This is a genomic window from Bradyrhizobium sp. HKCCYLRH3061 (genome assembly GCF_051168015.1).
In the GTDB taxonomy this organism is placed as follows: domain Bacteria; phylum Pseudomonadota; class Alphaproteobacteria; order Rhizobiales; family Xanthobacteraceae; genus Bradyrhizobium.
Window position 1 is genome coordinate 45,020 of the sequence record NZ_JBNPUE010000014.1, and the last position, 20,036, is coordinate 65,055.

The 20,036-nt window shown below is 65.6% G+C and carries 19 protein-coding genes; 8 read left to right on the forward strand and 11 right to left on the reverse strand.

The window, feature by feature from the left end; all coding sequences use genetic code 11:
• The first annotated feature begins 45 nt into the window (after positions 1-45).
• From ACQR2C_RS22060 to ACQR2C_RS22075, 4 genes are all read left to right on the forward strand, one after another.
• Entirely contained in the window at positions 46-1,293 is a 1,248-nt protein-coding gene (locus ACQR2C_RS22060) for an MFS transporter (RefSeq protein WP_434882098.1), read from the forward strand.
• Between the two features lie 64 nt (positions 1,294-1,357).
• Positions 1,358-2,344, forward strand: coding sequence for an acrylyl-CoA reductase (NADPH) (acuI, locus tag ACQR2C_RS22065; protein WP_434864099.1), 987 nt, complete (start codon positions 1,358-1,360; stop codon positions 2,342-2,344).
• A 114-nt stretch (positions 2,345-2,458) separates the two neighbouring features.
• Entirely contained in the window at positions 2,459-3,124 is a 666-nt protein-coding gene (locus ACQR2C_RS22070; RefSeq protein ID WP_315802843.1) for a hypothetical protein, read from the forward strand.
• A 176-nt stretch (positions 3,125-3,300) separates the two neighbouring features.
• A complete protein-coding gene (locus ACQR2C_RS22075; RefSeq protein ID WP_015668557.1) occupies positions 3,301-3,534 on the forward strand; it encodes a DUF6894 family protein in 234 nt (77 codons plus the stop codon).
• Between the two features lie 170 nt (positions 3,535-3,704).
• Here the strand turns inward: ACQR2C_RS22075 and ACQR2C_RS22080 are convergent, their stop codons facing one another.
• Complete coding sequence (locus ACQR2C_RS22080; protein WP_315802844.1) at positions 3,705-3,902, reverse strand: hypothetical protein; 198 nt, start codon at positions 3,900-3,902, stop codon at positions 3,705-3,707.
• Between the two features lie 221 nt (positions 3,903-4,123).
• Between ACQR2C_RS22080 and ACQR2C_RS22085 the strand changes: the two genes are divergently transcribed.
• Together ACQR2C_RS22085 and ACQR2C_RS22090 are read left to right on the forward strand one after the other, a co-directional pair.
• Complete coding sequence (locus tag ACQR2C_RS22085; protein WP_316238250.1) at positions 4,124-5,812, forward strand: methyl-accepting chemotaxis protein; 1,689 nt, start codon at positions 4,124-4,126, stop codon at positions 5,810-5,812.
• Between the two features lie 200 nt (positions 5,813-6,012).
• Positions 6,013-7,698, forward strand: coding sequence for a methyl-accepting chemotaxis protein (locus tag ACQR2C_RS22090; RefSeq protein WP_434882099.1), 1,686 nt, complete (start codon positions 6,013-6,015; stop codon positions 7,696-7,698).
• A gap of 3 nt (positions 7,699-7,701) precedes the next feature.
• Here ACQR2C_RS22090 and ACQR2C_RS22095 read toward each other — a convergent pair whose 3' ends face one another.
• The 7 genes from ACQR2C_RS22095 to ACQR2C_RS22125 form a co-directional block, all read right to left on the reverse strand.
• On the reverse strand, positions 7,702-10,383 hold the full coding sequence (locus ACQR2C_RS22095; RefSeq protein WP_434882100.1) for a DUF2339 domain-containing protein: 2,682 nt from the start codon (positions 10,381-10,383) through the stop codon (positions 7,702-7,704).
• Positions 10,384-10,571: 188 nt separating this feature from the next.
• Positions 10,572-11,078, reverse strand: a complete 507-nt coding sequence (locus ACQR2C_RS22100; protein WP_315802848.1) for a tyrosine phosphatase family protein — start codon at positions 11,076-11,078, stop codon at positions 10,572-10,574.
• A gap of 116 nt (positions 11,079-11,194) precedes the next feature.
• Positions 11,195-11,443 (reverse strand): hypothetical protein, encoded by a 249-nt coding sequence (locus tag ACQR2C_RS22105; protein WP_315802849.1) that lies wholly within the window; start codon positions 11,441-11,443, stop codon positions 11,195-11,197.
• A complete protein-coding gene (locus tag ACQR2C_RS22110) occupies positions 11,440-11,679 on the reverse strand; it encodes a hypothetical protein (RefSeq protein WP_315802850.1) in 240 nt (79 codons plus the stop codon). The genes ACQR2C_RS22105 and ACQR2C_RS22110 overlap by 4 nt, the downstream gene beginning before the upstream one ends.
• Position 11,680: 1 nt before the next feature.
• Positions 11,681-12,298 carry an HD family hydrolase gene (locus ACQR2C_RS22115; protein ID WP_316178222.1) on the reverse strand — a complete coding sequence of 206 codons (618 nt, stop codon included), beginning with the start codon at positions 12,296-12,298 and terminating at the stop codon, positions 11,681-11,683.
• Complete coding sequence (locus ACQR2C_RS22120; RefSeq protein ID WP_434882101.1) at positions 12,295-12,924, reverse strand: DNA-3-methyladenine glycosylase I; 630 nt, start codon at positions 12,922-12,924, stop codon at positions 12,295-12,297. Before ACQR2C_RS22120 ends, ACQR2C_RS22115 begins: the two co-directional genes overlap by 4 nt.
• 9 nt (positions 12,925-12,933) lie before the next feature.
• Positions 12,934-13,818, reverse strand: a complete 885-nt coding sequence (locus ACQR2C_RS22125; protein WP_434882102.1) for a YgfZ/GcvT domain-containing protein — start codon at positions 13,816-13,818, stop codon at positions 12,934-12,936.
• Positions 13,819-14,016: 198 nt separating this feature from the next.
• Between ACQR2C_RS22125 and ACQR2C_RS22130 the strand changes: the two genes are divergently transcribed.
• Positions 14,017-15,351, forward strand: coding sequence for a dihydroorotase (locus ACQR2C_RS22130; RefSeq protein ID WP_434882172.1), 1,335 nt, complete (start codon positions 14,017-14,019; stop codon positions 15,349-15,351).
• A 130-nt stretch (positions 15,352-15,481) separates the two neighbouring features.
• Here the strand turns inward: ACQR2C_RS22130 and ACQR2C_RS22135 are convergent, their stop codons facing one another.
• On the reverse strand, positions 15,482-16,003 hold the full coding sequence (locus tag ACQR2C_RS22135; RefSeq protein ID WP_434840430.1) for a protein phosphatase CheZ: 522 nt from the start codon (positions 16,001-16,003) through the stop codon (positions 15,482-15,484).
• Positions 16,004-16,441: 438 nt separating this feature from the next.
• Here ACQR2C_RS22135 and ACQR2C_RS22140 point away from each other — a divergent pair, with 438 nt between their 5' ends.
• Positions 16,442-16,885: a CBS domain-containing protein gene (locus ACQR2C_RS22140; RefSeq protein WP_434882103.1), complete on the forward strand. Its 444-nt coding sequence runs from the start codon at positions 16,442-16,444 to the stop codon at positions 16,883-16,885.
• A gap of 274 nt (positions 16,886-17,159) precedes the next feature.
• On the opposite strand, the gene ACQR2C_RS22145 is transcribed toward ACQR2C_RS22140, so the two are convergent.
• Positions 17,160-18,476, reverse strand: a complete 1,317-nt coding sequence (locus ACQR2C_RS22145) for a hypothetical protein (protein ID WP_434882104.1) — start codon at positions 18,474-18,476, stop codon at positions 17,160-17,162.
• A gap of 258 nt (positions 18,477-18,734) precedes the next feature.
• Entirely contained in the window at positions 18,735-19,298 is a 564-nt protein-coding gene (locus tag ACQR2C_RS22150; protein WP_434882105.1) for a hypothetical protein, read from the reverse strand.
• Positions 19,299-20,036: the final 738 nt, after the last annotated feature.

Consider the following 20,036-nt stretch of genomic DNA (forward strand, 5'->3'; position numbering starts at 1 on the left):
ACCGGAGAGGCGCGGCGGACAGCGACCGCGGCAGGGAGGACACGGATGTCGGTACAGGCAGGCGATCTCGGCACGGTGTCCCGCAGCCAGGGCTGGCGCACGCCGGTGGTCATCATCGTGTGCGGCTGCGCGATTGCGCTGCTGAGCTTCGGTCCGCGCTCCAGCCTCGGCTTCTTCGTGCAGCCGATGAGCCGTGAGTTCGCCTGGGGCCGCGACGTGTTCGCCCTTGCCGTGGCGGTGCAGAATTTGTTGTGGGGGCTCGGTCAGCCGCTCGCCGGCGCGATCGCCGATCGTTTTGGCGTGATGCGCGTGATCTGTGTCGGCGCGCTGCTCTATGCCGGCGGCCTGCTGATGATGCGCTATTCCAGCTCGCCGCTGTCGCTGAACATCGGCGCCGGCGTGCTGGTCGGCTTCGGCCTGTCGGGCTGCTCGTTCAACCTCATCCTGTCGGCCTTCAGCAAGCTGCTGCCGCCGGAGCGGCGCGGCATCGCGCTCGGCGCCGGCACCGCGGCCGGCTCGCTCGGCCAGTTCCTGTTCGCGCCCTTCGGCGTCGCGCTGATCGACCAGTTCGGCTGGCGGAGCGCACTGATGGTGTTCGCTTGCCTGATGCTGTTCATCGTCCCGCTCTCGCTCGCCGTGGCAACGCCGCCGGCCGCCGAGGCCAAGCCGACGGAGGCCGAGCAGCAGTCGTTCACGACGGCGCTGATGGAGGCGTTCGGCCACCGCTCCTACGTGCTGCTGGTGCTCGGCTTCTTCACCTGCGGCTTCCAGCTCGCCTTCATCACCGTGCATTTGCCGGCATTCCTGGTCGATCGAGGCCTGTCGGCGCAGACCGGCGGCTGGGTGATCGCGGCGATCGGGCTGTTCAACATCATCGGCTCGCTCAGCGTCGGCTGGCTGCAGAGCCGGCTGCCGAAGCGCTACATCCTGTCCTTCATCTATTTCACCCGCGCGCTGGCGACGCTCGCCTTCATCTCGTTCCCTGTGACGCCGGCGACGGCGATCGCGTTCGGCGCGGTGTCGGGGCTCGCCTGGCTGTCCACGGTGCCGCCGACCTCGTCGCTGGTCGCGATCATGTTCGGCACCCGCTGGCTCGCCACGCTCTATGGCTTCGCCTTCGTCAGCCACCAGGTCGGCGGCTTCCTCGGCGTCTGGCTCGGCGGCATCGTGTTCGAGCGCTACGGCTCGTATACGCCGATCTGGTGGCTCTCGATCCTGTTCGGCGTGCTGTCGGCGCTGATCAACCTGCCGATCGTCGAGAAGCCGGTCGCGCGTGCCGTTCCCGCGACCTGAGTTGCGCTGCCGACCCGATCGGCTAAACATGGCGTGAGACGAAGAAAGCGCAGGGAGTGCGGCTGTGGGAACGTTCAAGGCGATCCGGATCGACAAGGCGGACAAGGGAACGACCGCGGCGCTGACGCAGTTCGATGAAGCTGAATTGATGGACGGTGACGTCACCGTGAAGGTCGAGTGGTCGGCGCTGAACTACAAGGATGGGCTGGCGCTGACCGGCAAGGCGCCGGTGGTGCGCCGCTTCCCGATGATCGCGGGGATCGATTTCGCCGGCACGGTCGAGCAGTCCAGCCATCCGGCCTGGAAGCCGGGCGATGCCGTGATCTGCACCGGCTGGGGCATGGGCGAGACCCATCTCGGCGCCTATGCCGAGAAGGCGCGGGTCAAGGGCGACTGGCTGGTCGGCCTGCCGCAGGGGCTGTCGGCCCGCGACGCGATGGCGATCGGCACCGCCGGCTTCACCGCGATGCTCGCGGTGCTGGCGCTGGAGAAGCACGGGCTGACGCCGGCGAGCGGGCCGGTGGTGGTGACCGGCGCGGCCGGCGGCGTCGGCTCGGTGGCGACGGCGGTGCTCGCCAGGCTCGGCTACCACGTGATCGCCTCGACCGGCCGCCTGGCCGAGGCCGACTATCTCAAGTCGCTCGGCGCCGCCGAGATCATCGACCGCAATGAGCTGTCCGGGCCGGCCAAGCCGCTGGCGAAGGAGCGCTGGGCGGGTGGCATCGACAGCGTCGGCTCCAATACGCTCGCCAACCTGCTGGCGATGACTCAATATGGCGGCGCCATCGCCGCCTGCGGCCTCGCTGCCGGCATGGATTTGCCATCGTCGGTGGCGCCGTTCATTTTGCGCGGCGTGTGCCTCCTCGGCATCGATTCGGTGATGTGCCCGCTGCCGGCGCGCAAGGCGGCCTGGCAGCGCCTCTCGACCGATCTGGATCGCGCAAAACTAGCTGAAATCACTCACGAAATTGCCCTGGACCAGGTCGCGTCGCTGGGTCCGCAGATCCTCGCGGGCCAGGTCCGCGGCCGTACGGTGGTAAGAATATCCTGAGGACGTTCAGACTTTTCAAACCATGCTGCTCCATTGTTGCCATGGTTGGTATGGTAAGCATGGGGTAAAGATACCGCCTTACCCGCTGCGTGGGGTTAAGTGGGAGTTTGATGCATGCTCGCGCGTATATTGCTGGGGACCGTGACTGCCGGTGCCGTGATTGCTCCCGCGATCGCGGGTTCGATGACCGCCGACGAGGCCCGCAAATTCGTCGCCGGGAAGGTGTTCGCCTTCACCTGTGTCGACGGCACCCGGGGCGCGGGCCGCATCCTCGACGACATGGGCGCCGCCGGCGCGGTGCAGTTCTCCGGCTCTGGCCCGGTGCGTCACATCCGTCTGCCCGGCAATACCCTGCAGATTCGCGGCCAGAATGTCTGCGCTGCCATCAAGGGCATGCCGTTCGAGCCGTGCTTCAACCTCGACAAGAAGGACGACCGCAGCTTCCGCGGCTCGGTCTCCGGGCTGGGCGCCTTCGCCTATTGCGATTTCCAGCACCAGGGCGGAGCCACCATGCTGATGGCGCGCGCCGTGGCGCGGCCGCGCGCACGCGCTGCTGCGCCCGCGGCTGACGGCTCGCACACCGAAGTCGCGGCGCGGGTCGAGACCCCGCGGGTGGAACGCAGCAAGGTTGAACCCTTGAAGGCAGATGCTGCGAAGGCCGCCAAGGCGGACAGTTCCAAGACTGAGAACATCAAGGCCGAAAACGCGAAGGCTGAGATGACCAAATCCGATAACGCGAAGTCGGATGCGGCGCCGGAGCTGCGTCGCTCGACCGATTAGTTGTTAGTTCACCGATCATTGAAAAACCAGCTCCCTATTAACATAGAGCAATATTTTAAGCTGACCGCACGTTAGTGGTCATTGCGCCGTAGTCGTACGGAATCTTAAATTCATGCCTCGGTAGCGACTCGTGTGCAGTTTGCGACCAGGGGGGTGGCCCATGAGAAAGGGTCGTTATGTCGCTTTATTTCTTCCGGATCAGCCAGGGCCGCTATTCTGGCGCTGCTGACCAGCCTTATGAATTCGCCAACCGGGAAACCGCCTGGAACGAGCTGACGGCTGTCTGCTCCGACCTGATCGGTGGGATCTCGAAGTCGTTGCAGCAGGGGGCCGAGTGGCAGATGGAACTGCTCGACGAAGCCAAGCAACCGGTGTTCCGGATTCGCCTCGTGTCCGAAGCGGTCGGCTGAGGTCCGGCTGTCCGGGTGATTGGGTTGTGGGCCGTCGGAGCCCGGCCCGGTTTGCCGTGGCGCCGATCGCTCGTGCGGGGCATCTTTCGATGAAGTCTGCGTCCACTCCGGGCGGGTCGGCCGCAACCCGGTAGAGTTCGGCCCTGGCTCCGCGTCGTGCCGCGGCCACCTCATCTCCGATAGATACGCACGATGATCAGCGTCGTCGGTAGCTGCGGCGCCTGCCAGTGCGGGTGGCGGCAGTGATCGCCCTTTGCCCGGCGCACCGTTTGAAGCTCCTGCTTCGACGCAATCCTGCAACGGTATCGGGAGACTTGGTCCAGCGCGGGCCGGTTTCGGAGCACCGCGTCGTTGCGCACGATGATCATTTTATGCGGTTTGTCCGTAATCTTACGGTTCCCGCATTAACCTCCGATAAGCCTGTTTCGCGCCCAATGAGTTCCGTCAGCGACGACGTGCGGGTCCGGAATTTTCGGAGTCTGCCGATCTCCTGACCTTCGACCGCGCAGCGCAGCGCAGACCTGAATGTTCGGGCCGTCCTTGGCGCTGGCAGAACGCGGCCGAACCACGCAGTCAGCTGGGGTCCTCCGTGTCAACAATGTCCATCCGTACGAAGATCATATCGGTCATCGCCTTCATGCTCGTCACCATCTGCGGGCTCGGCGCGCTCGCCGTCACCAGCATGCAGTCGATCAATGCCAACACGGTCGACATCGCCCACAACTGGCTGCCGAGCGTGCGCGCGATCGGCGAGCTGCGCGCTAACATCAACCTGCTGCGCATCGCCTTGCGCGCGCATGTGATGTCGGAAACGGCCGAGACCAAGCAGTCCGCGGAGAAGCGCGTCAACGGAATCCTCGAGACGATCAACAAGGACCGCAAGACCTACGAGCCGATGATCACCTCGGCCGAGGAACGTGCGATCTACAACAACTGGGTGCAGTCCTGGGAGAAGTACGTCGTCGCGGTCAAGCAGGTGATGGACGAATCCAACAAGAGCGTCGGCAAGATCCCGCACGAAGCCACCGAAATGCTGGAAAAATCGGCCGCCGCGATCGCGCGCGACGCCGACAAGTATTTCATCCAGGACATCGACTTCAACAACAAGGGCGCCGACAACGCGACGCGGCAGGCGGCCGAGAGCTTCTCGCGGGCGATCTGGCTGGTGGTCTCGATCATTGCCGCGGCCGTCATCGCCGGCATCGCCGTCGGATTCTATCTCGTGCAGAACGTCTCGTCCGGCATCGCCTCGATCATCAAGCCGATGCAGGAGCTCGCCAGGGGCGATCTCGGCGCGGAGGTGACGCATCGCGGCGAACCGACCGAGATCGGCGCCATGGCCGATACGCTGCAGGTGTTCAAGGAGGCGCTGATCGCCAAGAAGGAGGCCGACGAGCTCGCGGCTCACGATGCCGAGGCCAAGATCGAACGCGGCCGCCGCGTCGACAACATCACCCGCCAGTTCGAGGCGACGATCGGCGAGATCGTGCAGACGGTGTCGTCGGCCTCGACCGAGCTCGAGCATTCCGCCGGCGCGCTGTCATCCACCGCGACGCGCTCGCAGGAGATCTCCACGATGGTCGCGGCGGCCTCCGAGGAGGCCTCTACCAACGTGCAGTCGGTTGCCTCCGCCACCGAGGAGCTGTCGTCCTCGATCACCGAGATCAGCCGCCAGGTGCAGGAATCGGCCCGCATGGCCAACGAGGCGGTCGAGCAGGCGCGTACGACCAATGATCGCGTCGGCGAGCTGAGCAAGGCGGCCGCGCGCATCGGCGACGTGGTCGAGCTGATCAACACGATCGCAGGCCAGACCAACCTGCTGGCGCTAAATGCGACCATCGAGGCGGCGCGCGCCGGCGAAGCCGGCCGCGGCTTCGCGGTCGTCGCCTCCGAGGTCAAGGCGCTGGCCGAGCAAACCGCCAAGGCGACCGACGAGATCGGCCAGCAGGTGTCCGGCATCCAGGCGGCGACGCAGGAATCGGTCGGCGCCATCCGGGCGATCTCCACGACCATCGAGCGGCTGTCGGAAATCTCGTCGGCGATCGCGGCGGCCGTGGAAGAACAGGGTGCCGCCACGCAGGAGATCTCGCGCAACGTCCAGCAGGCATCGGAGGGCACGCAGCAGGTTTCCGTGAATGTCGTCGACGTGCAGCGCGGCGCCACCGAGACTGGTACGGCTTCCACGCACGTGCTGGCCGCGGCGCAATCGCTGGCCTCGGACAGCGACCGGCTGAAGCGTGAGGTGGCGACGTTCCTGGAGTCGGTGCGCGCGGCCTGATCTGTCCGACGAGCGGGATTAGATCGCGTCCCGTAGTCATACGACGTTCGGCATTAACGGAACTTTGCGGTAATCGGCGGCACCCTGCTCCCCAGCAGGTGCCGCTTTTTCGTCTCCACCGCGGCGCGGTCGGTCACCGCGGAAGCCGGCCTCCCTCCAGGCGGCCGACAGCGAGATGCTTTCCCTCGGAGGATCAGGACGTGTCCAGGCTTTCCATTCGTCTGAAGATCATCGCGGTCATCGCCTTCATGCTGGTGGCGATGTCAGGGCTTGGCCTGCTCGCGGTGCGCAGCATGCAGTCGATCAACGTCCGCACCGTCGACATCGCCACAAACTGGCTTCCCAGCGTGCGGGTGCTCGGGGCGCTGCGTGCCGACATCAACGTCTACCGGCTCACACTTCGCGCCCACGTGATGGCGCTGTCGGCGGAGGCCAAGGCGAACGTCGACAAGCGAATGGCGGCCATGCTCGACAACGTCAGGAAGGACATCCGGACCTATGAGCCGCTGATCTCGGACCCCGAGGAGCACAGGCTGTACGAGGCCTGGAAGAAGGCTTGGGAAAAATACACGGTTGAGGCCGACAAGGTCCTCGATGTCTCCCGCAACAGCGTCGGCCGCCTGCCTGATGACATCGAGGGGCTGTTCAGGGGCACCGGCGTTGCGTCGGCCGAGTCCGAGAATCTTCTGATCAAGGCGATCGAGTTGAACGACAAGGGCGCAGCAACGGCAACTCAGGAGGCTGTCGATGGCTACAACAGCGCCTTCTGGATCATGGCAACCATCCTGATCGCGACGATCGCTGCGGGCATCGGCGTCGGCTTCTACCTCGTGCAGGACGTCTCGGCCGGCATCGCCTCGATCATCAGGCCGATGCAGGCGCTCGGGCAGGGCGATCTTTCGGCCGAGGTGCCACACCGCGGCGAGCCGACCGAAATGGGTGCGATGGCCGACACCTTGCAGGTGTTCAAGGAGGCCCTGATCGCCAAGAAGGAGGCCGACGAGCGCGCCGCCGCCGACGCCGAGGCCAAGATCGAGCGCGGCCGCCGCGTCGACAACATCACCCGCCAGTTCGAGACGACGATCGGCGAGATCGTGCAGACGGTGTCGTCGGCCTCGACTGAGCTCGAGCACTCCGCCGGCGCGCTGTCCTCGACGGCGACGCGCTCGCAGGAAATCTCGACCCAGGTCGCGGCGGCCTCGGAAGAAGCCTCGACCAACGTGCAGTCGGTCGCCTCGGCCACCGAGGAGCTGTCGTCGTCGATCACCGAGATCAGCCGCCAGGTGCAGGAATCGGCGCGGATGGCGCAGGCGGCCGTCTCGCAGGCCCGCCAGACCAATGATCGCGTCGGCGAGCTGTCGAAGGCAGCGGCACGCATCGGCGACGTCGTCGAGCTGATCAACTCCATCGCCGGCCAGACCAACCTGCTCGCCTTGAACGCCACCATCGAGGCCGCCCGCGCCGGCGACGCCGGCCGCGGCTTCGCGGTGGTCGCCTCGGAGGTGAAGGCTTTGGCCGAGCAGACCGCCAAGGCGACCGGCGAGATCGGCCAGCAGATCGGCAGCATCCAGGCGGCAACGCAGGAATCGGTCGGCGCCATCCGCGACATCTCCGGCACCATCGAGAAGCTGTCGGAAATCTCCTCGGCGATCGCAGCGGCCGTCGAAGAGCAGGGCGCGGCGACGCAGGAGATCTCGCGCAACGTCCAGCAGGCCGCGCATGGCACACAGCAGGTGTCGTCCAACGTCGTCGACGTGCAGCGCGGCGCCACCGAGACCGGCTCGGCGTCCTCGCACGTGCTGAGCGCCGCCAAGTCGCTCGCGACCGACAGCGACCGCTTGAAGCGCGAGGTCGCCTCGTTCCTGCAGTCGGTCAGGGCCGCCTGATCGTCACTGCGCCGGCTGAGCCGGCGGCACCTGCTGCTGCCGCCGGAACAGCACCTTCTGGTACAGCCAGCCGATCGCGACCAGCACCAGGCCGAGTCCGATGAACGACAGCGCGCGCCACACGCCGGTCAGAGCCGACATGTCGACCAGGAAGGCCTTCAGGATCGTCAGCGCGATCACGATGGCGGACGCCAGACGCGCGCGCTGCGACTGCACGACGATTCCGATCCCGAGCAGCACCACGCCGAAGGCGAGCCAGGCGATCGAATAGGTGTACTGCTCGGCGGCGCTGGTCGGCCCTGCCGTCAGATCGGGGCCGTGATAGAGCCGGCGGATCTCGAGGCTGACATAGGACAGCGCCATGACCAGCGCGCCCGCGGCCAGCGTATTGCCATAGGCCGGCGGACGGCGGCCTGCGACCGCGTAGGACAGCAGCAGCATCAGCACCGCCGGGAACGCATAGGCCAGGATCAGGATGTTGAGCAGGCCGCCCTTGATCGCGACGTCCGAGATCATCGGGTTCTCGAACATCAGCAGACCGAGCACGGTGGCGCCGCCGGCGAATCCGGTGAGGATCACGGCGCCGATGTTGTGCACGATGCTGCCGCTGCGCGCCCGCAGCCGCTCCAGCCCGATCGCCAGCGCCAGGGCCACGCAGACGTCGAGTCCGACTTCGGCGAGCGACGGCACCGCCAGCATGTCGCCGTCATTGACGGCGTGGCGGATCTCCAGGAAGGCGAGCAGGGTCGTGAACAGGATCGCGGCGGCCTCCACCGCGCGCAACGGCGCGTCGTCGCCATGGCGGCGCATCAGATAGCTCGCGCCCCAGAACGACGCCGCCGGCACGCCATAGCCCCACAGCAGCCAGTTGAAGATCGGCGTGGTGCCGACATCGGCGCCGACGATGCGTGGATCATGGCCGATGCGCAGCACCACGAGCCCGGCAAAGACGGCCGCGAGCGTGCGCAGGAACGGGATCGGCCGGCTCTCGTAGATCCAGGCGGTGCCGAGCGACATCAGCGCCAGCGCGATCGTCAGCCAGCCTTTTTCCAGCGCGAAGGTCAGCGCCAGCGCCAGCGCGGCCAGCGTGCCGGTCGCGAACAGCGCGATCGAGACACTGAGGCCGGGACGCTCCTCGCGCCGCGTCAGCGCCTCGGTTGCGACGGCAAACGCGGCGGCGAGCACGACGGCGACGATCGCGAACGGGATCGAGCGGTCGAGATGGGCGATGCGCGCGTAGAGCGCGACCAGCAGCGCCAGCGGCGTGAACACGCCGGCCGCCGACCACACCACCGGCACGGCGGCGTTGTGCGAGCGCCCCTGCGCCAGGAAGCCGGAGCCGCCGAAGCCGAGCGCGAAGATCGCCGCCGTGACCAGATGCGAGGTGACCGATGCGCCGAGCGGGTTCGGTCCCATTCCCGGCAGCGCGCCGCCGGGCAGCACCAGCAGGTCCGGATTGTCGCGCAGCGCCCATTCGGCGAACACGAGGAACACGGTCGCAGCGGCGGCGGCCACCGCGCCGACGGCGCTCGGCGCGCGCCAGGCGACCGCCAGCGTGGCCGCGACCAGCAGCGTGAAGCCGATCAGCGCCAGGCCGTCATGGAAGCTCGCGAGCACAACCAGCATGGCGCCGAGCAGATAGACGGCGAGCCCCACCGACGAGATCGGCTCGACCTCGTCATTGTCGGCTGCGGGCCCGAACATGAAGCCGCAGACCACGATCAGCGCGGCCAGTGCAAAGCCGGTGACGACATGGAAGACGTGCGGCGCCACCGTCTCGATGCCCGCGTCGAGTCCGGGCAGGGTCCACAGGAACGACAGCCCGATCGTGGTCATCGCGAGCCAGCGCCACAGCCGCACGCGCGCCAGCGCGAACGCGGCTGCGGTGACGATGGCGAGGTAGATGTAGAGCGCCCAGTAGTTCGGCTCGCCGGTCGACACCAGCACCGGCGTCGTGAATGCCGCGACGAGGCCGAGCCCGGCCAGCGCCGGGCCGTGCAGCAGCGCCGCCGCCAGCGTGCCCAGCGCGACCACGCCGAGCAGCACGAAGGCGATCGCGGGCGGCAGGAAGTCGTAGAGTGCGTAGGCCGCGTAGATGGTGGCGAAGGCGACCGCCGTGCCGGCCGCGGTGAGGATCGCCGGGATGTTGGCAATCGGCAGCGCCGCGATCTGCGAGATGCTCTCCCTGCGCCGCGTCCATTCGCCGGCCGCGAGCAGCGCGGCCGCAAACAGCGCGCCGAGCGCGACGCGCACCTCGGGGCCGACGAGGCCGGCCTCGATCGAATAGCGCACCATGAAGAAGCCGCCGAGCGCCAGGGTCAGCCCGCCGATCCACACCACCCAGCGGGTGCCGATGCGCTCCTCGAAGCCGGCCGCGGGCTGCGGCACGGGTGGTGGGGACACGAGCGGCGGCTGATCGGCCGCTGCGTCGCTCGCCAGCGCCGCGGGCTGGAGAGCAGGCTCGGTCAGCTCCGGCAATGGAGGCGGCATTGGCGGGGCTTCAGCGGGCTCCTGAAGCGGGCTGAGCGGCGGCGCGACTACCGGCGCGGCCGCGATCGGGGGGGCGGCCTCGAGCTTGGCCAGCCGTGCCTGCACCTCGGCCAATCGGTCGGACGTCCGTCGCGCGAAGGCGAGCGCCGCGAACGCCACCAGCAGGGCGATCCAATCCAGGGGCCAATCGAACATCACGCGGGAATCCTGAAATCGATGCCGCCGGGAGGCGTCACGGGTGGAGGGAAGCTGCGAGCCCTTGCGGACCCCGGCGAATCGGCCAACTGCTCCGGCGGGCCGCACGATGGCCGTCGTTCCCTCTGTGTCAAACCGCGGAACATAAGTTCAAAGCGCGCCGGTATTCGGCTACGCAGCGCCGCAACTCAGTCCAGATCGATCCGGAACGGCGCGCTGTCGACCATCATGGCGCCGGGCCCGATCGCGTCCAGCGCGCGCACCATGCGGCCGTTGCGGCCCAGCGCCCTGTCGGCCAGGCTGACGATCAGCCGGTTCGGCGAGGCGATCGGCGAGGCCTGCCGGATCGCCCAGGCGATATCGAGCTCGTCGCGATGGGGGTTGAGCGCGCAGGCCGCGGCGAAGGCGCTCGCGGTGGAGCGGCTGATGCCGGCATAGCAGTGGATCACCAGCGGCGCCGCACGATCCCAGCCGCGCACGAACTCCAGCACCTGGGCGACGTGATCCTCGCTCGGCGCCATGAAGCCCGGCAGCTGCTCGGTGATGTCGTCGACCGAGACCCGCAGATGGTTCTCGGGGCGGATCGTCTCCGGCCGCCGCACCTGCTCGACATTGGCCATGATGGTCAGCACGTGGCTGGCGCCGGTCAGGCGCACGGTCTCGGGCAGGGCGGCGAGTGAGCAGACGTGGATCATGGCGAGCCTTTGAACGCCCGATTATACGAATGGGGGCACAAGGGCAAAAGCGCGTTTTGCAAAAGCGCGTTTTGGATGTCTGCCGTCGGGCTGGCGCATGTGTGCGCCGACAGCCCTCAGCGCGTGTTCTTGAGCTGCCGCAGCTCCTGGCGAACCAGATGGGCCTTGCCCTCGATCTCCGCGTTGAGCCGCTCGATGTGGTCCACGAGACCGTCGCGCAGACCCTCACGGCGTGCCTGTGATGAATGGACCGGCTGTCGAGCGCCCGTCTCTGCCCACGGACGCCGCAGGATGAGAGCGTACAGCGCCACCATCGCGGCCACCGCGAGCGGCATGCTCAACGCATAGATCTGGCCCATCGTCATCGGAGCCCTCCAAGGACCCATTGCCCCACCAAATGTAGGATCAAACCGGCCATGAAGCAAACCGGGGCCGACACATAGATCAGCGTCGGGTCGGTATTTTGCGGCAGGAAGCCATAGATTTCCTGTCCAATCGGCACGAAAACGCCGACCGAAACGATCGCGGTCGCCAGCGTGTTGGCCCAATTGGCCAGCAGCTTCAGGCGCTCGTTCTGGCGCTCTTCGGGCGTCAGCGGCATCTCAGCACGCCCCCAGCACCGTATTGAAGCGGGTCAGGAACTGCTTCTCGGCCTTGGCCGCGCTCCAGGGCGTCAGATAGTCGGTCACGGTGGCGTCCGGCAGGCCGGGATCGCGGCCGAACAGCTTCTTCGCCTCGCTGTCCGAGAAACCGGCGAGGCGCGTCGCCTCCAGAAAAGCGGCGCCGCGGTCGGCCGCCTTGATCTGGCGCTCGATCTCGGGGGCAATCTCGGCCGGCAGGCCGAAGCGGATGTGGATCGCCCCGAGCAGCCGCTTCTCGACTGATTTGTAGCTGCCGCCGAGCACCGCCTTGAACGGCGAGATCATGTCGCCGATGACGTATTCCGGCGCGTCGTGCAGCAGCGCGGCGAGCCGCAGCTTCGCATCGATGTTGGGCTTGCGCGCGCGCATCACCGTCTCGACCAGCAGCGTGTGCTGCGCGACCGAGAAGATGTGCGCGCCGGTGGTCTGGCCGTTCCAGCGCGCGACGCGCGCGAGCCCATGGGCGATGTCGGCGATCTCGACATCGAGCGGCGAGGGATCGATCAGGTTGAGCCGCCGGCCGGACAGCATGCGCTGCCAGACGCGGTCGTGCCCGCTCGGGGCCTTGTCAGTCGTCATTTGGGAGGCTTGAGGCGCGGGGCGCGGCGCTTGCCGCTGCAGGTCTCGTGGCAGAAGCAGGTGACGAGATGGTCGTTGACCATGCCGGTCGCCTGCATGAAGGCGTAGACGATCGTCGGCCCGACGAACTTGAAGCCGCGCGAGGCGAGCTCCTTGGAGATCTTGATCGACAGCGGTGTCGAGGCCGGTACGCTTGCGGTGGTCTTGAACTGGTTGACCTTGGGCGCGCCGTCCATGAAGCCCCACAGCAGCTTGGAGAAGCCGGGACCCTTGTCCTGGATGTCGAGCCAGGATTTCGCGCTGAGAATCGTGCCTTCGATCTTGGCGCGGTTGCGGACGATGCCAGCATCGTTCATCAGCGCGTGGATCTTCTTGTCGCCGTAGCGCGCGATCTTCTCCGGCTGGAAATCATCGAAGGCGCGGCGGAAATTGTCGCGCTTGCGCAGGATCGTGATCCACGACAGCCCGGCCTGGAAGCCGTCGAGGATCAGCTTCTCATACAGCGCGCGGTCGTCATATTCCGGCACGCCCCATTCGGTGTCGTGATAGGCGACATAGAGCGGATCGCTGCCCGGCCACGGGCAGCGCGTCAGGCCATCGGGATGGACGACAGCAGCGCGACCCATGAGACCGGCTCAGGCGACCGTCTGCTTGGGCGCGCCCTGCAGCGCGTCGGGATCGGCGATGCGCAGAACGAGGCCGCCCGCGGTGAGCGGCGTTCCCGCCTCCAATGCCTCGGCGGCGCGGTCGATGCGCAGCAACGCCATGCCCTTCTGCGCGGCGGCCGAGCCCATCGTGCCGACGGTCTTGTCGCCGGCCAGAATCGGTGTGCCGGGCTCCGGACCCGGCCCGTCGAGCAGCACCTTCGCCGCGCGTGTGCGCGTGGTGCCGCGATGATGCATGCGGCTCACGACCTCCTGGCCGACATAGCAGCCCTTGCCGACGTCGACGCCGTGCAGCCGGTCCATGTTGGTCTCGTGCGGGAAGGCGTCGCCATACATGAAGTCGAGGCCGCCGCGCGGCACGCTGCAGTCGATGCGATGCGCTTCATAGGCGGCGGAATCGACGAGCTCGGCGCCGAGCCGCGCGGCGATCTCCGCCAGCGCCTCCTGCGGCGCAATGACGCGTGCGCCGAGGCTCTCGTGACGCGGGTCGGCGAAGCTCGGCTCCGGCGTGGCGCCGATGGCGCCATCCCAGACCGCGATCACGCCGACCTGGTCGGACAGATTGCTGACCGCAACCTTGGCCCTGAGCTTGTAGAGATTCAGCTTGTCGGTGAGCGCCTGTGCGAGCGCGCGCGGACAGTCGAGCAGGAAGCGCTCGCCGGCTTCGGCCGCCGCCACCTGCGCCACCAGGAAATCGACGATGATCTTGCCCTGCGGCGTCAGCAGCGCGCCGAACCGGGCCTCGCCGGGCGTGAGCTTGGTGACGTCGGTGGTGAAGAGACCGTTGAGGAACTTGCGTGCATCCTCGCCGCTGACCTGGACCACGCCCCGGTCGTCGAGAAACGTCGCCTTCATTCGAAAAACCTCTTGCGACAGGCCGCACTGAAACGTAAGCCGCCCAGGCATAAACCACAAGGCTGAAACGCCGCCGCGCGGTGGCTTCATTCTAAAGATCGAGACTCGCGTGCCGCCAGAGGCCAGCAAATGGGCAGGCGCGCAGCATGATCGATCTGTCTTGGGGTTGTCAGGAGAATGAAATCCTATGAGGGCTTCATGAGCGCGCGGTTCGACGTCATTCTGAAATCCGGCACCGTGGTCAATCAGGACGGCGAGGGTGTCCGCGACATCGGCGTTTCAGGCGGGCGCATCGTCGAGATCGGCAATCTCGGCGCCGCCTCGGCCGCCGAGATCATCGACTGCACCGGCCTGCACGTGCTGCCCGGCGTGATCGACACCCAGGTGCATTTCCGCGAGCCTGGCCTCACTCACAAGGAGGACCTCGAAACCGGCTCGCGCAGCGCCGTGATGGGCGGCGTCACCGCCGTGTTCGAGATGCCCAACACCAATCCGCTGACGGTGACCGAGGAGGCGTTCACCGCCAAGGTCGAGGCCGGCCGTCATCGCATGCATTGCGACTTCGCCTTCTTCATCGGCGGCACCCGCGAGAATGTCGAGCAGCTCCCGGTGCTGGAGCGCGCCGAGGGCTGCGCCGGCGTCAAGGTGTTCGTCGGTTCCTCCACCGGCTCGCTGCTGGTCGAGGACGATGACTCGCTCCGCCGCATCTTCCAGGTGATCCGCCGCCGTGCCGCGTTCCACGCCGAGGACGAGTACCGCCTCAACGAGCGCAAGGATTTGCGCGTCGAGAACGACCCGCGCTCGCACCCTGTCTGGCGCGACGAGGAGGCGGCGTTGCGCGCCACCCAACGTCTCGTCAATCTCGCGCATGAGACCGGCAAGCGCATCCACGTGCTGCACATCTCGACCAAGGAAGAGATCGTGTACCTGCGCGACCACAAGGACGTCGCCACCGTCGAGGCCACGCCGCATCATCTCACTCTGACAGCGCCCGAGTGCTACGAGCGGCTCGGCACCTATGCGCAGATGAATCCGCCGGTGCGCTCCGCCGACCATCGCGACGTGATCTGGTGGGGCGTCCACCAGGGCATCGTCGACATCTTGGGCTCCGACCACGCGCCGCACACCGCCGAGGAGAAGGCCAAGACCTATCCGGCCTCGCCCTCCGGCATGACCGGGGTGCAGACCCTGGTGCCGATCATGCTCGACCACGTCAATGCCGGCCGGCTGTCGCTGCAACGTTTCGTCGACCTCACCAGCGCCGGCCCCGCCCGCATCTACAACATCGCCCGCAAGGGCCGCATCGCCGCCGGCTACGACGCCGATCTCACGATCGTGGACCTCAAGCGCAGCGAGACCATCACCAACGAGTGGGTGGCGTCGAAAGCCGGCTGGACGCCCTATGATGGCCTGCGCGTCACCGGCTGGCCGGTCGGCACCTTCGTCCGCGGCCGGCGCGTGATGTGGCAGGGCGACCTGCTGATGCCGGCCACGGGCGAGCCTGTGCGCTTCATGGAGACGCTGCGGCCGTAACGTAGCTGCGTGTGATCTGACTCCGTCATTGCGAGCGCAGCGAAGCAATCGATGGCCCGGCAAGGACTCTGGATTGCTTCGCTGCGCTCGCAAGGACGTGGAGCTGATAGTACGACGGTCCCGCCGCAACTCACGTGAACAGCTTGTCGATGTCGTCCTGGGAAATCGCCACGCCCGGCCGTTTCGGACCCTCCAGCAAGTCCGGGACGCTCGAGGGGGCAGCAAGCTCGGCGGCCACCCGCGCCAGCTCCTCTTTTCCCCAGATGCGGACGAGCTTGTTGATGTGGTCCTCCATGAACTTCAGCGACTTGACCACCCGCGTGATCCGCTGCCCGGTGAGGTCCTGGAACGCGCAAGCCTCGAACACCTTGTTTGTGCTGTCGACGATCTCGTCGCAGACCGCTACGGTCTTCGGGTCCTTGACGCCCTGCAGCTTCCCGACGCTGGCGCTGATCGCCTCCATGCTTTCGAGGATCGCGTTTCCGGCTACTTCCGTATTTTCCACGATCGCGTCGAGCGTGTCGGTCATCGACGCAAAACTGCCCTTGCCGTCGCCTTGAAGAGCTGCGAGTTCGCGCCGCATGCTGCTGATCTGGGCGAACATCTCGACCAGGTACGTTTTCAGCAATCTCTCTTCTTCTGGCGCGATCATCAGAAATCCCCGACTTCTCTTTAACGTTTCCTTACCAACTCTTCACGCGGCAGTTGCACCCCCCGGCCTGCTCTTCCGTGAAGGCATTTCGGATTCGGTTCGGCCGTTGCCGGCTCGCAACGCGGCTCGAAGAGGTACCGTAGTCAGCCAAGTGAAGAATAGCTGCCTATTTTTGCCCGCTTTCGTTAAGGGCGCATGTTCATTCCCGTCAAAGGCGCTCAAATGGTGAAGGGTTTCTGACGGGACCTCGATGCCGCGGCTGCCGTGCGGCAGTTCCCGGTCCGCCGCCGCTTGACCCCGGGCTCTCTACCCGACCGCAATGGCGGTCCACAGTCAGGCGCACGGCCCCGGCGCGCCGCTGACGAAGCCGGATATTTCGACTATCCTGCCCAGCGGACCATCAAGGCGGGGCAGAACAGGGTCCAGGAGGGGACGTCGATGAGCACAGTCAGAAGCGCGCTGGCCCAGAAGAGTGCCGCCGTGATCCATGTTCATTCCGGCGACATGGTCGTCGAAGCCTTGCGCCAGATGCGCGACAATCGGGTGCGCTCGGTGCTGGTCATCGACGACGGCGTACTGGTCGGCATCATCACGCAAGGCGACTGCGCCATCAAGGTGCTGCTGCCCGGGCTCGATGCGAAGCGGACCCCGGTGAGCCAGGTGATGACGGCCAACCCGGTGACGATCAGGCCGGACCACAAGCTGGACAGTTGCATGGCGATGATGTCGCAGCGCGGCTTTCGCCATCTGCCGGTGCTGGACGCGGGCAAGGTCGTGGGCGTGATCTCGATCGGCGACGTCGTCAAGAACATCATCCGGGATCTGGAGCACGACGTGGACGACCTGATGGGCTACATCATGAAGGACGGCCCCGGCGGCTGACGGACGAACGTGCTGCCGTCGCTCCTCCACCTCTGCTTGGTCCGTCACGGGCCCGGTCGCCAGCTCGCGTGAAGGTCTGCTTCCGATGCTCAACCGTAAGCAGGTGCCCGGAACGCCGGTCGGCCGCTTGTGACCCTAGGCAGAAAGCAGGCGCCAACCGCAAGCCCGGCACGCGTCAGCCGGAGCGCGCGGCCGAGATAGCGGCCGCCAGGTGGGAGCACGCGCAAATCATGTATAGCGACCGCTCCCGTCCCGAAAATCGGTGTGGGTGAACTCAGTTCGCTCGTCGCAGTCGCTGTTGCAGAAAACGGCGCAAGGCTTGCTCCGCCTCCTCCCACGACGTCGCTGGATCGACAGACCTGAGCCAGAACTCCAATTCAGGATAAGCGTCTGAGCGTAGGCCAACGTCCCGCCCGAAGCCGGACTCACTCCTCACTACTACTTCCTGCCCCGGCTGTGCCGCGCGCGCGGCCTGCTCCAGGTCACGGTGGCGCTCCGACCAGAAAAGGTCGCTGGGTCGTATCGCGGCGGCCCGAAGGATAGCAACACTAGGAACATGTTTGACCGTCGTCACACCGAAGTCGACCGGCAGGGTGATCCGGACGAAATCGTACCCGTCCGTGGCTTCGGTAGGCTCCATCATCGTCGTTCGATCGTTGAAGGGAACGTCGACCCGATAGCCTGCGACCTCGATCACTGGCGTCGGCAGCATTCCGATCGCGCGGAAGGCTGGACGAACATGGTCCATGTACAGACCGAAGAGGTTCGGCATGACCGGGCGAATGTATCCGGGCATCACCGTAAGAAGCGAGAAATACTGAATTGGATACGGTGCGAGCAAGACCAGCGCCGAACAACAAACGGCGGCCGCCAGCCAAGTCCTGAGCCTGCCGCCATGAGGCTGCTCGCGGCGAACGCGATGAACCAGACGCAGATGCAGGCAAATCGAAGCCAGTGCCAGCACAAGGGCGGCCAACAGCGCCGCTGGGCGCGGTACGACGTAGCCGTAAACCCGTAGCGCGATCGCGACGGCCATGCTGACTGGGAGCCACAGGATCGCCGCCGTCAGGTTCGGCCAAAGTTCTCGGCGGGCATCCGGCGTCAGCAGAGGAAGGCGGGACACGATCAGGGTCGCCAGGGTGACGAATAAGGCTGCGAGAGCTGCCAATAGCGGTATCACCGCCAGCGTGCCAAATACCAAAGCCAGAAATTCGCGGCCGGCCGGCCCACGCGGCGCGACTGCGACTGCGAACGCTCCCCGCAGGATTGCCGTGGGCAGCCATGACAGCGGCTGGACAATCAAAACAGCGATAACGAATGCGGCGACGAGATGGGCGAGCGGGATGAGCAGAAACAGGCCGTACCAAGGCGTGCGCGACCGGCTGGCGATGTCAACCACCAGGAAGGCGGCGAGGTAGGCGGACGCGAACCGCGCCATCGCGTCCAGGAACCAATCAACGTGTTCAAGGGCAGTGGGTGAAGGCCACCATTGCCATGCAAGATCGACCGCGACGTACCCGACGGCGGCGAGCGGAAGGGCCGCCCACAGCCGGGTTGGGATGATAAATTCACGCTGGCCAACATAGATCATGGGTTCGCTAGTAGCAGCGCTTCGTTAAGTATTTGTTCTACGCAAAGTAGCGACGTGCGCCTATTGCACGTCCGAGCCGAGACCGTCGCGCGCGGAATGCCGTTGATTAGCCGGCCGACGACCGCTTCCGGCCCTTACCGACGAAATCTGATGTTCGCCTACACGTCTGCTGTCAGGGGTAGATCGGAACCGGCGGGCGTGCGGCTCGACGTTCATGACCCTGAGCGGACATCTACCATCTCATCGGTACGGACTTTTTCAAGTTGGATAGCCGATCTGGGCTATATCCTCACCGAGTGAAGCCAGATCGATTGTTGGATTAATATCAGCAACGATTTCATCCGTTAGCACACGATGCTCGTACACAGCGATCGTGGCTTTTGGAGGCACTTCTCTTTGATAGTATTCAGTAGCCCATCGCCGGTACGTTTCAGGCGAGCAATCAAGTATTGAAAGCAGGTGGGCCGAGCCATCGCTGTCTCCGGATGCTGCCAGCTCAATTCTTGCACTGGACCACGCAGGCGCTTCAGAAAGACGCCACATGCAAAATGTGACATACTCCGGCGAGAACGCAGGTTCACTGTAACAAGCTGCGAACTGGCGAGGCAGGTCGCGATAGAACTGCTCACTTGGCAATACTAGCGACGCTACCAATGACTCGTGATCAAAGCCTTTGATGAATGCACCATGAGAATTGAACAATACGAAAAACTCGTCGCCTTGGCCATTCCGCATCGAGCCCATCATTTCTTCCGTGGCCCAATTTGCGTTGAAAGAGTAGTAACGGTACGCCCACTCAGGGCAGATGATTGCATCAAGCATCGCGACTGATTGAAGTAGCCGCCTTAATGAGAAGACGTCAGGCAGTTGACGCATGTTCCTTGTGGATGGTCCTGGCATGTTTTGTTTCAATCGCAAAGGAACCAACTTGAGCTGTTTCGCGCTGGAGAAACCACAAGTGCGGCCTGGTTGGCAATGTCTCGTTGTTGGCCTCTCGGACCTTCCGATCGGCCCTGGCTGACGTCGGATGCCGGGGCTCAACCGGAAGTAAGCACTTGTGGGAGCGGAGGGCCGCTCTTGACCCAGCGGACCTATGATGGGACTTCTGGCTTCGAATGGCTCTGATACGGCTGATGTTCAATGTATCCTTAAGGTCGAGGCAATCAATATACGCTATTGGCCGTCCCCCGACCTTCGCTTGGCAGCGGCTGGCGCCAAGGACGACTTTCAATGTACTTACTCGTTGCCTGTCTGATCATTATAACCGTTAGTGCCCAGATATCGTCTCGTTGGGCCTGGAGCCTGTTCCGGGACTATGAGCTGGCGAGCCCATCCAAGCGGCTCGCCGCGCGGCGGCGCGCGGTTTTACCAGTACTCTGTGTGGGAGGTGTGGGGCTTCTTGTCGTCCTGCTACTTCGTGTTTCAGGGCCAGAACTTGGAGCAGCTTTAGCGAATGCTCTGATGGTGGTGGTTTCTGTTTTCAGCGGCCTGTTTATTGGCATCATTGGTGCCGTCGGCGCGCACCGTAATTAACATGCACTATAATGGTCGGCACTTCCG

What these genes read in the sequence shown, in the direction of transcription:
- ACQR2C_RS22095 (WP_434882100.1), bottom strand. Translation starts at nt 10,383, where the DNA reads ATGTTCGATTGGCCCCTGGATTGGATCGCCCTGCTGGTGGCGTTCGCG.
- ACQR2C_RS22135 (WP_434840430.1), bottom strand. Translation starts at nt 16,003, where the DNA reads ATGATCGCGCCAGAAGAAGAGAGATTGCTGAAAACGTACCTGGTCGAG.
- ACQR2C_RS22125 (WP_434882102.1), bottom strand. Translation starts at nt 13,818, where the DNA reads ATGAAGGCGACGTTTCTCGACGACCGGGGCGTGGTCCAGGTCAGCGGC.
- ACQR2C_RS22060 (WP_434882098.1), top strand. Translation starts at nt 46, where the DNA reads ATGTCGGTACAGGCAGGCGATCTCGGCACGGTGTCCCGCAGCCAGGGC.
- ACQR2C_RS22130 (WP_434882172.1), top strand. Translation starts at nt 14,017, where the DNA reads ATGAGCGCGCGGTTCGACGTCATTCTGAAATCCGGCACCGTGGTCAAT.
- ACQR2C_RS22110 (WP_315802850.1), bottom strand. Translation starts at nt 11,679, where the DNA reads ATGCCGCTGACGCCCGAAGAGCGCCAGAACGAGCGCCTGAAGCTGCTG.
- ACQR2C_RS22150 (WP_434882105.1), bottom strand. Translation starts at nt 19,298, where the DNA reads ATGCTTGATGCAATCATCTGCCCTGAGTGGGCGTACCGTTACTACTCT.
- ACQR2C_RS22100 (WP_315802848.1), bottom strand. Translation starts at nt 11,078, where the DNA reads ATGATCCACGTCTGCTCACTCGCCGCCCTGCCCGAGACCGTGCGCCTG.
- ACQR2C_RS22105 (WP_315802849.1), bottom strand. Translation starts at nt 11,443, where the DNA reads ATGACGATGGGCCAGATCTATGCGTTGAGCATGCCGCTCGCGGTGGCC.
- ACQR2C_RS22140 (WP_434882103.1), top strand. Translation starts at nt 16,442, where the DNA reads ATGAGCACAGTCAGAAGCGCGCTGGCCCAGAAGAGTGCCGCCGTGATC.
- ACQR2C_RS22115 (WP_316178222.1), bottom strand. Translation starts at nt 12,298, where the DNA reads ATGACGACTGACAAGGCCCCGAGCGGGCACGACCGCGTCTGGCAGCGC.
- ACQR2C_RS22120 (WP_434882101.1), bottom strand. Translation starts at nt 12,924, where the DNA reads ATGGGTCGCGCTGCTGTCGTCCATCCCGATGGCCTGACGCGCTGCCCG.
- ACQR2C_RS22080 (WP_315802844.1), bottom strand. Translation starts at nt 3,902, where the DNA reads ATGATCATCGTGCGCAACGACGCGGTGCTCCGAAACCGGCCCGCGCTG.
- ACQR2C_RS22070 (WP_315802843.1), top strand. Translation starts at nt 2,459, where the DNA reads ATGCTCGCGCGTATATTGCTGGGGACCGTGACTGCCGGTGCCGTGATT.
- ACQR2C_RS22145 (WP_434882104.1), bottom strand. Translation starts at nt 18,476, where the DNA reads ATGATCTATGTTGGCCAGCGTGAATTTATCATCCCAACCCGGCTGTGG.
- ACQR2C_RS22075 (WP_015668557.1), top strand. Translation starts at nt 3,301, where the DNA reads ATGTCGCTTTATTTCTTCCGGATCAGCCAGGGCCGCTATTCTGGCGCT.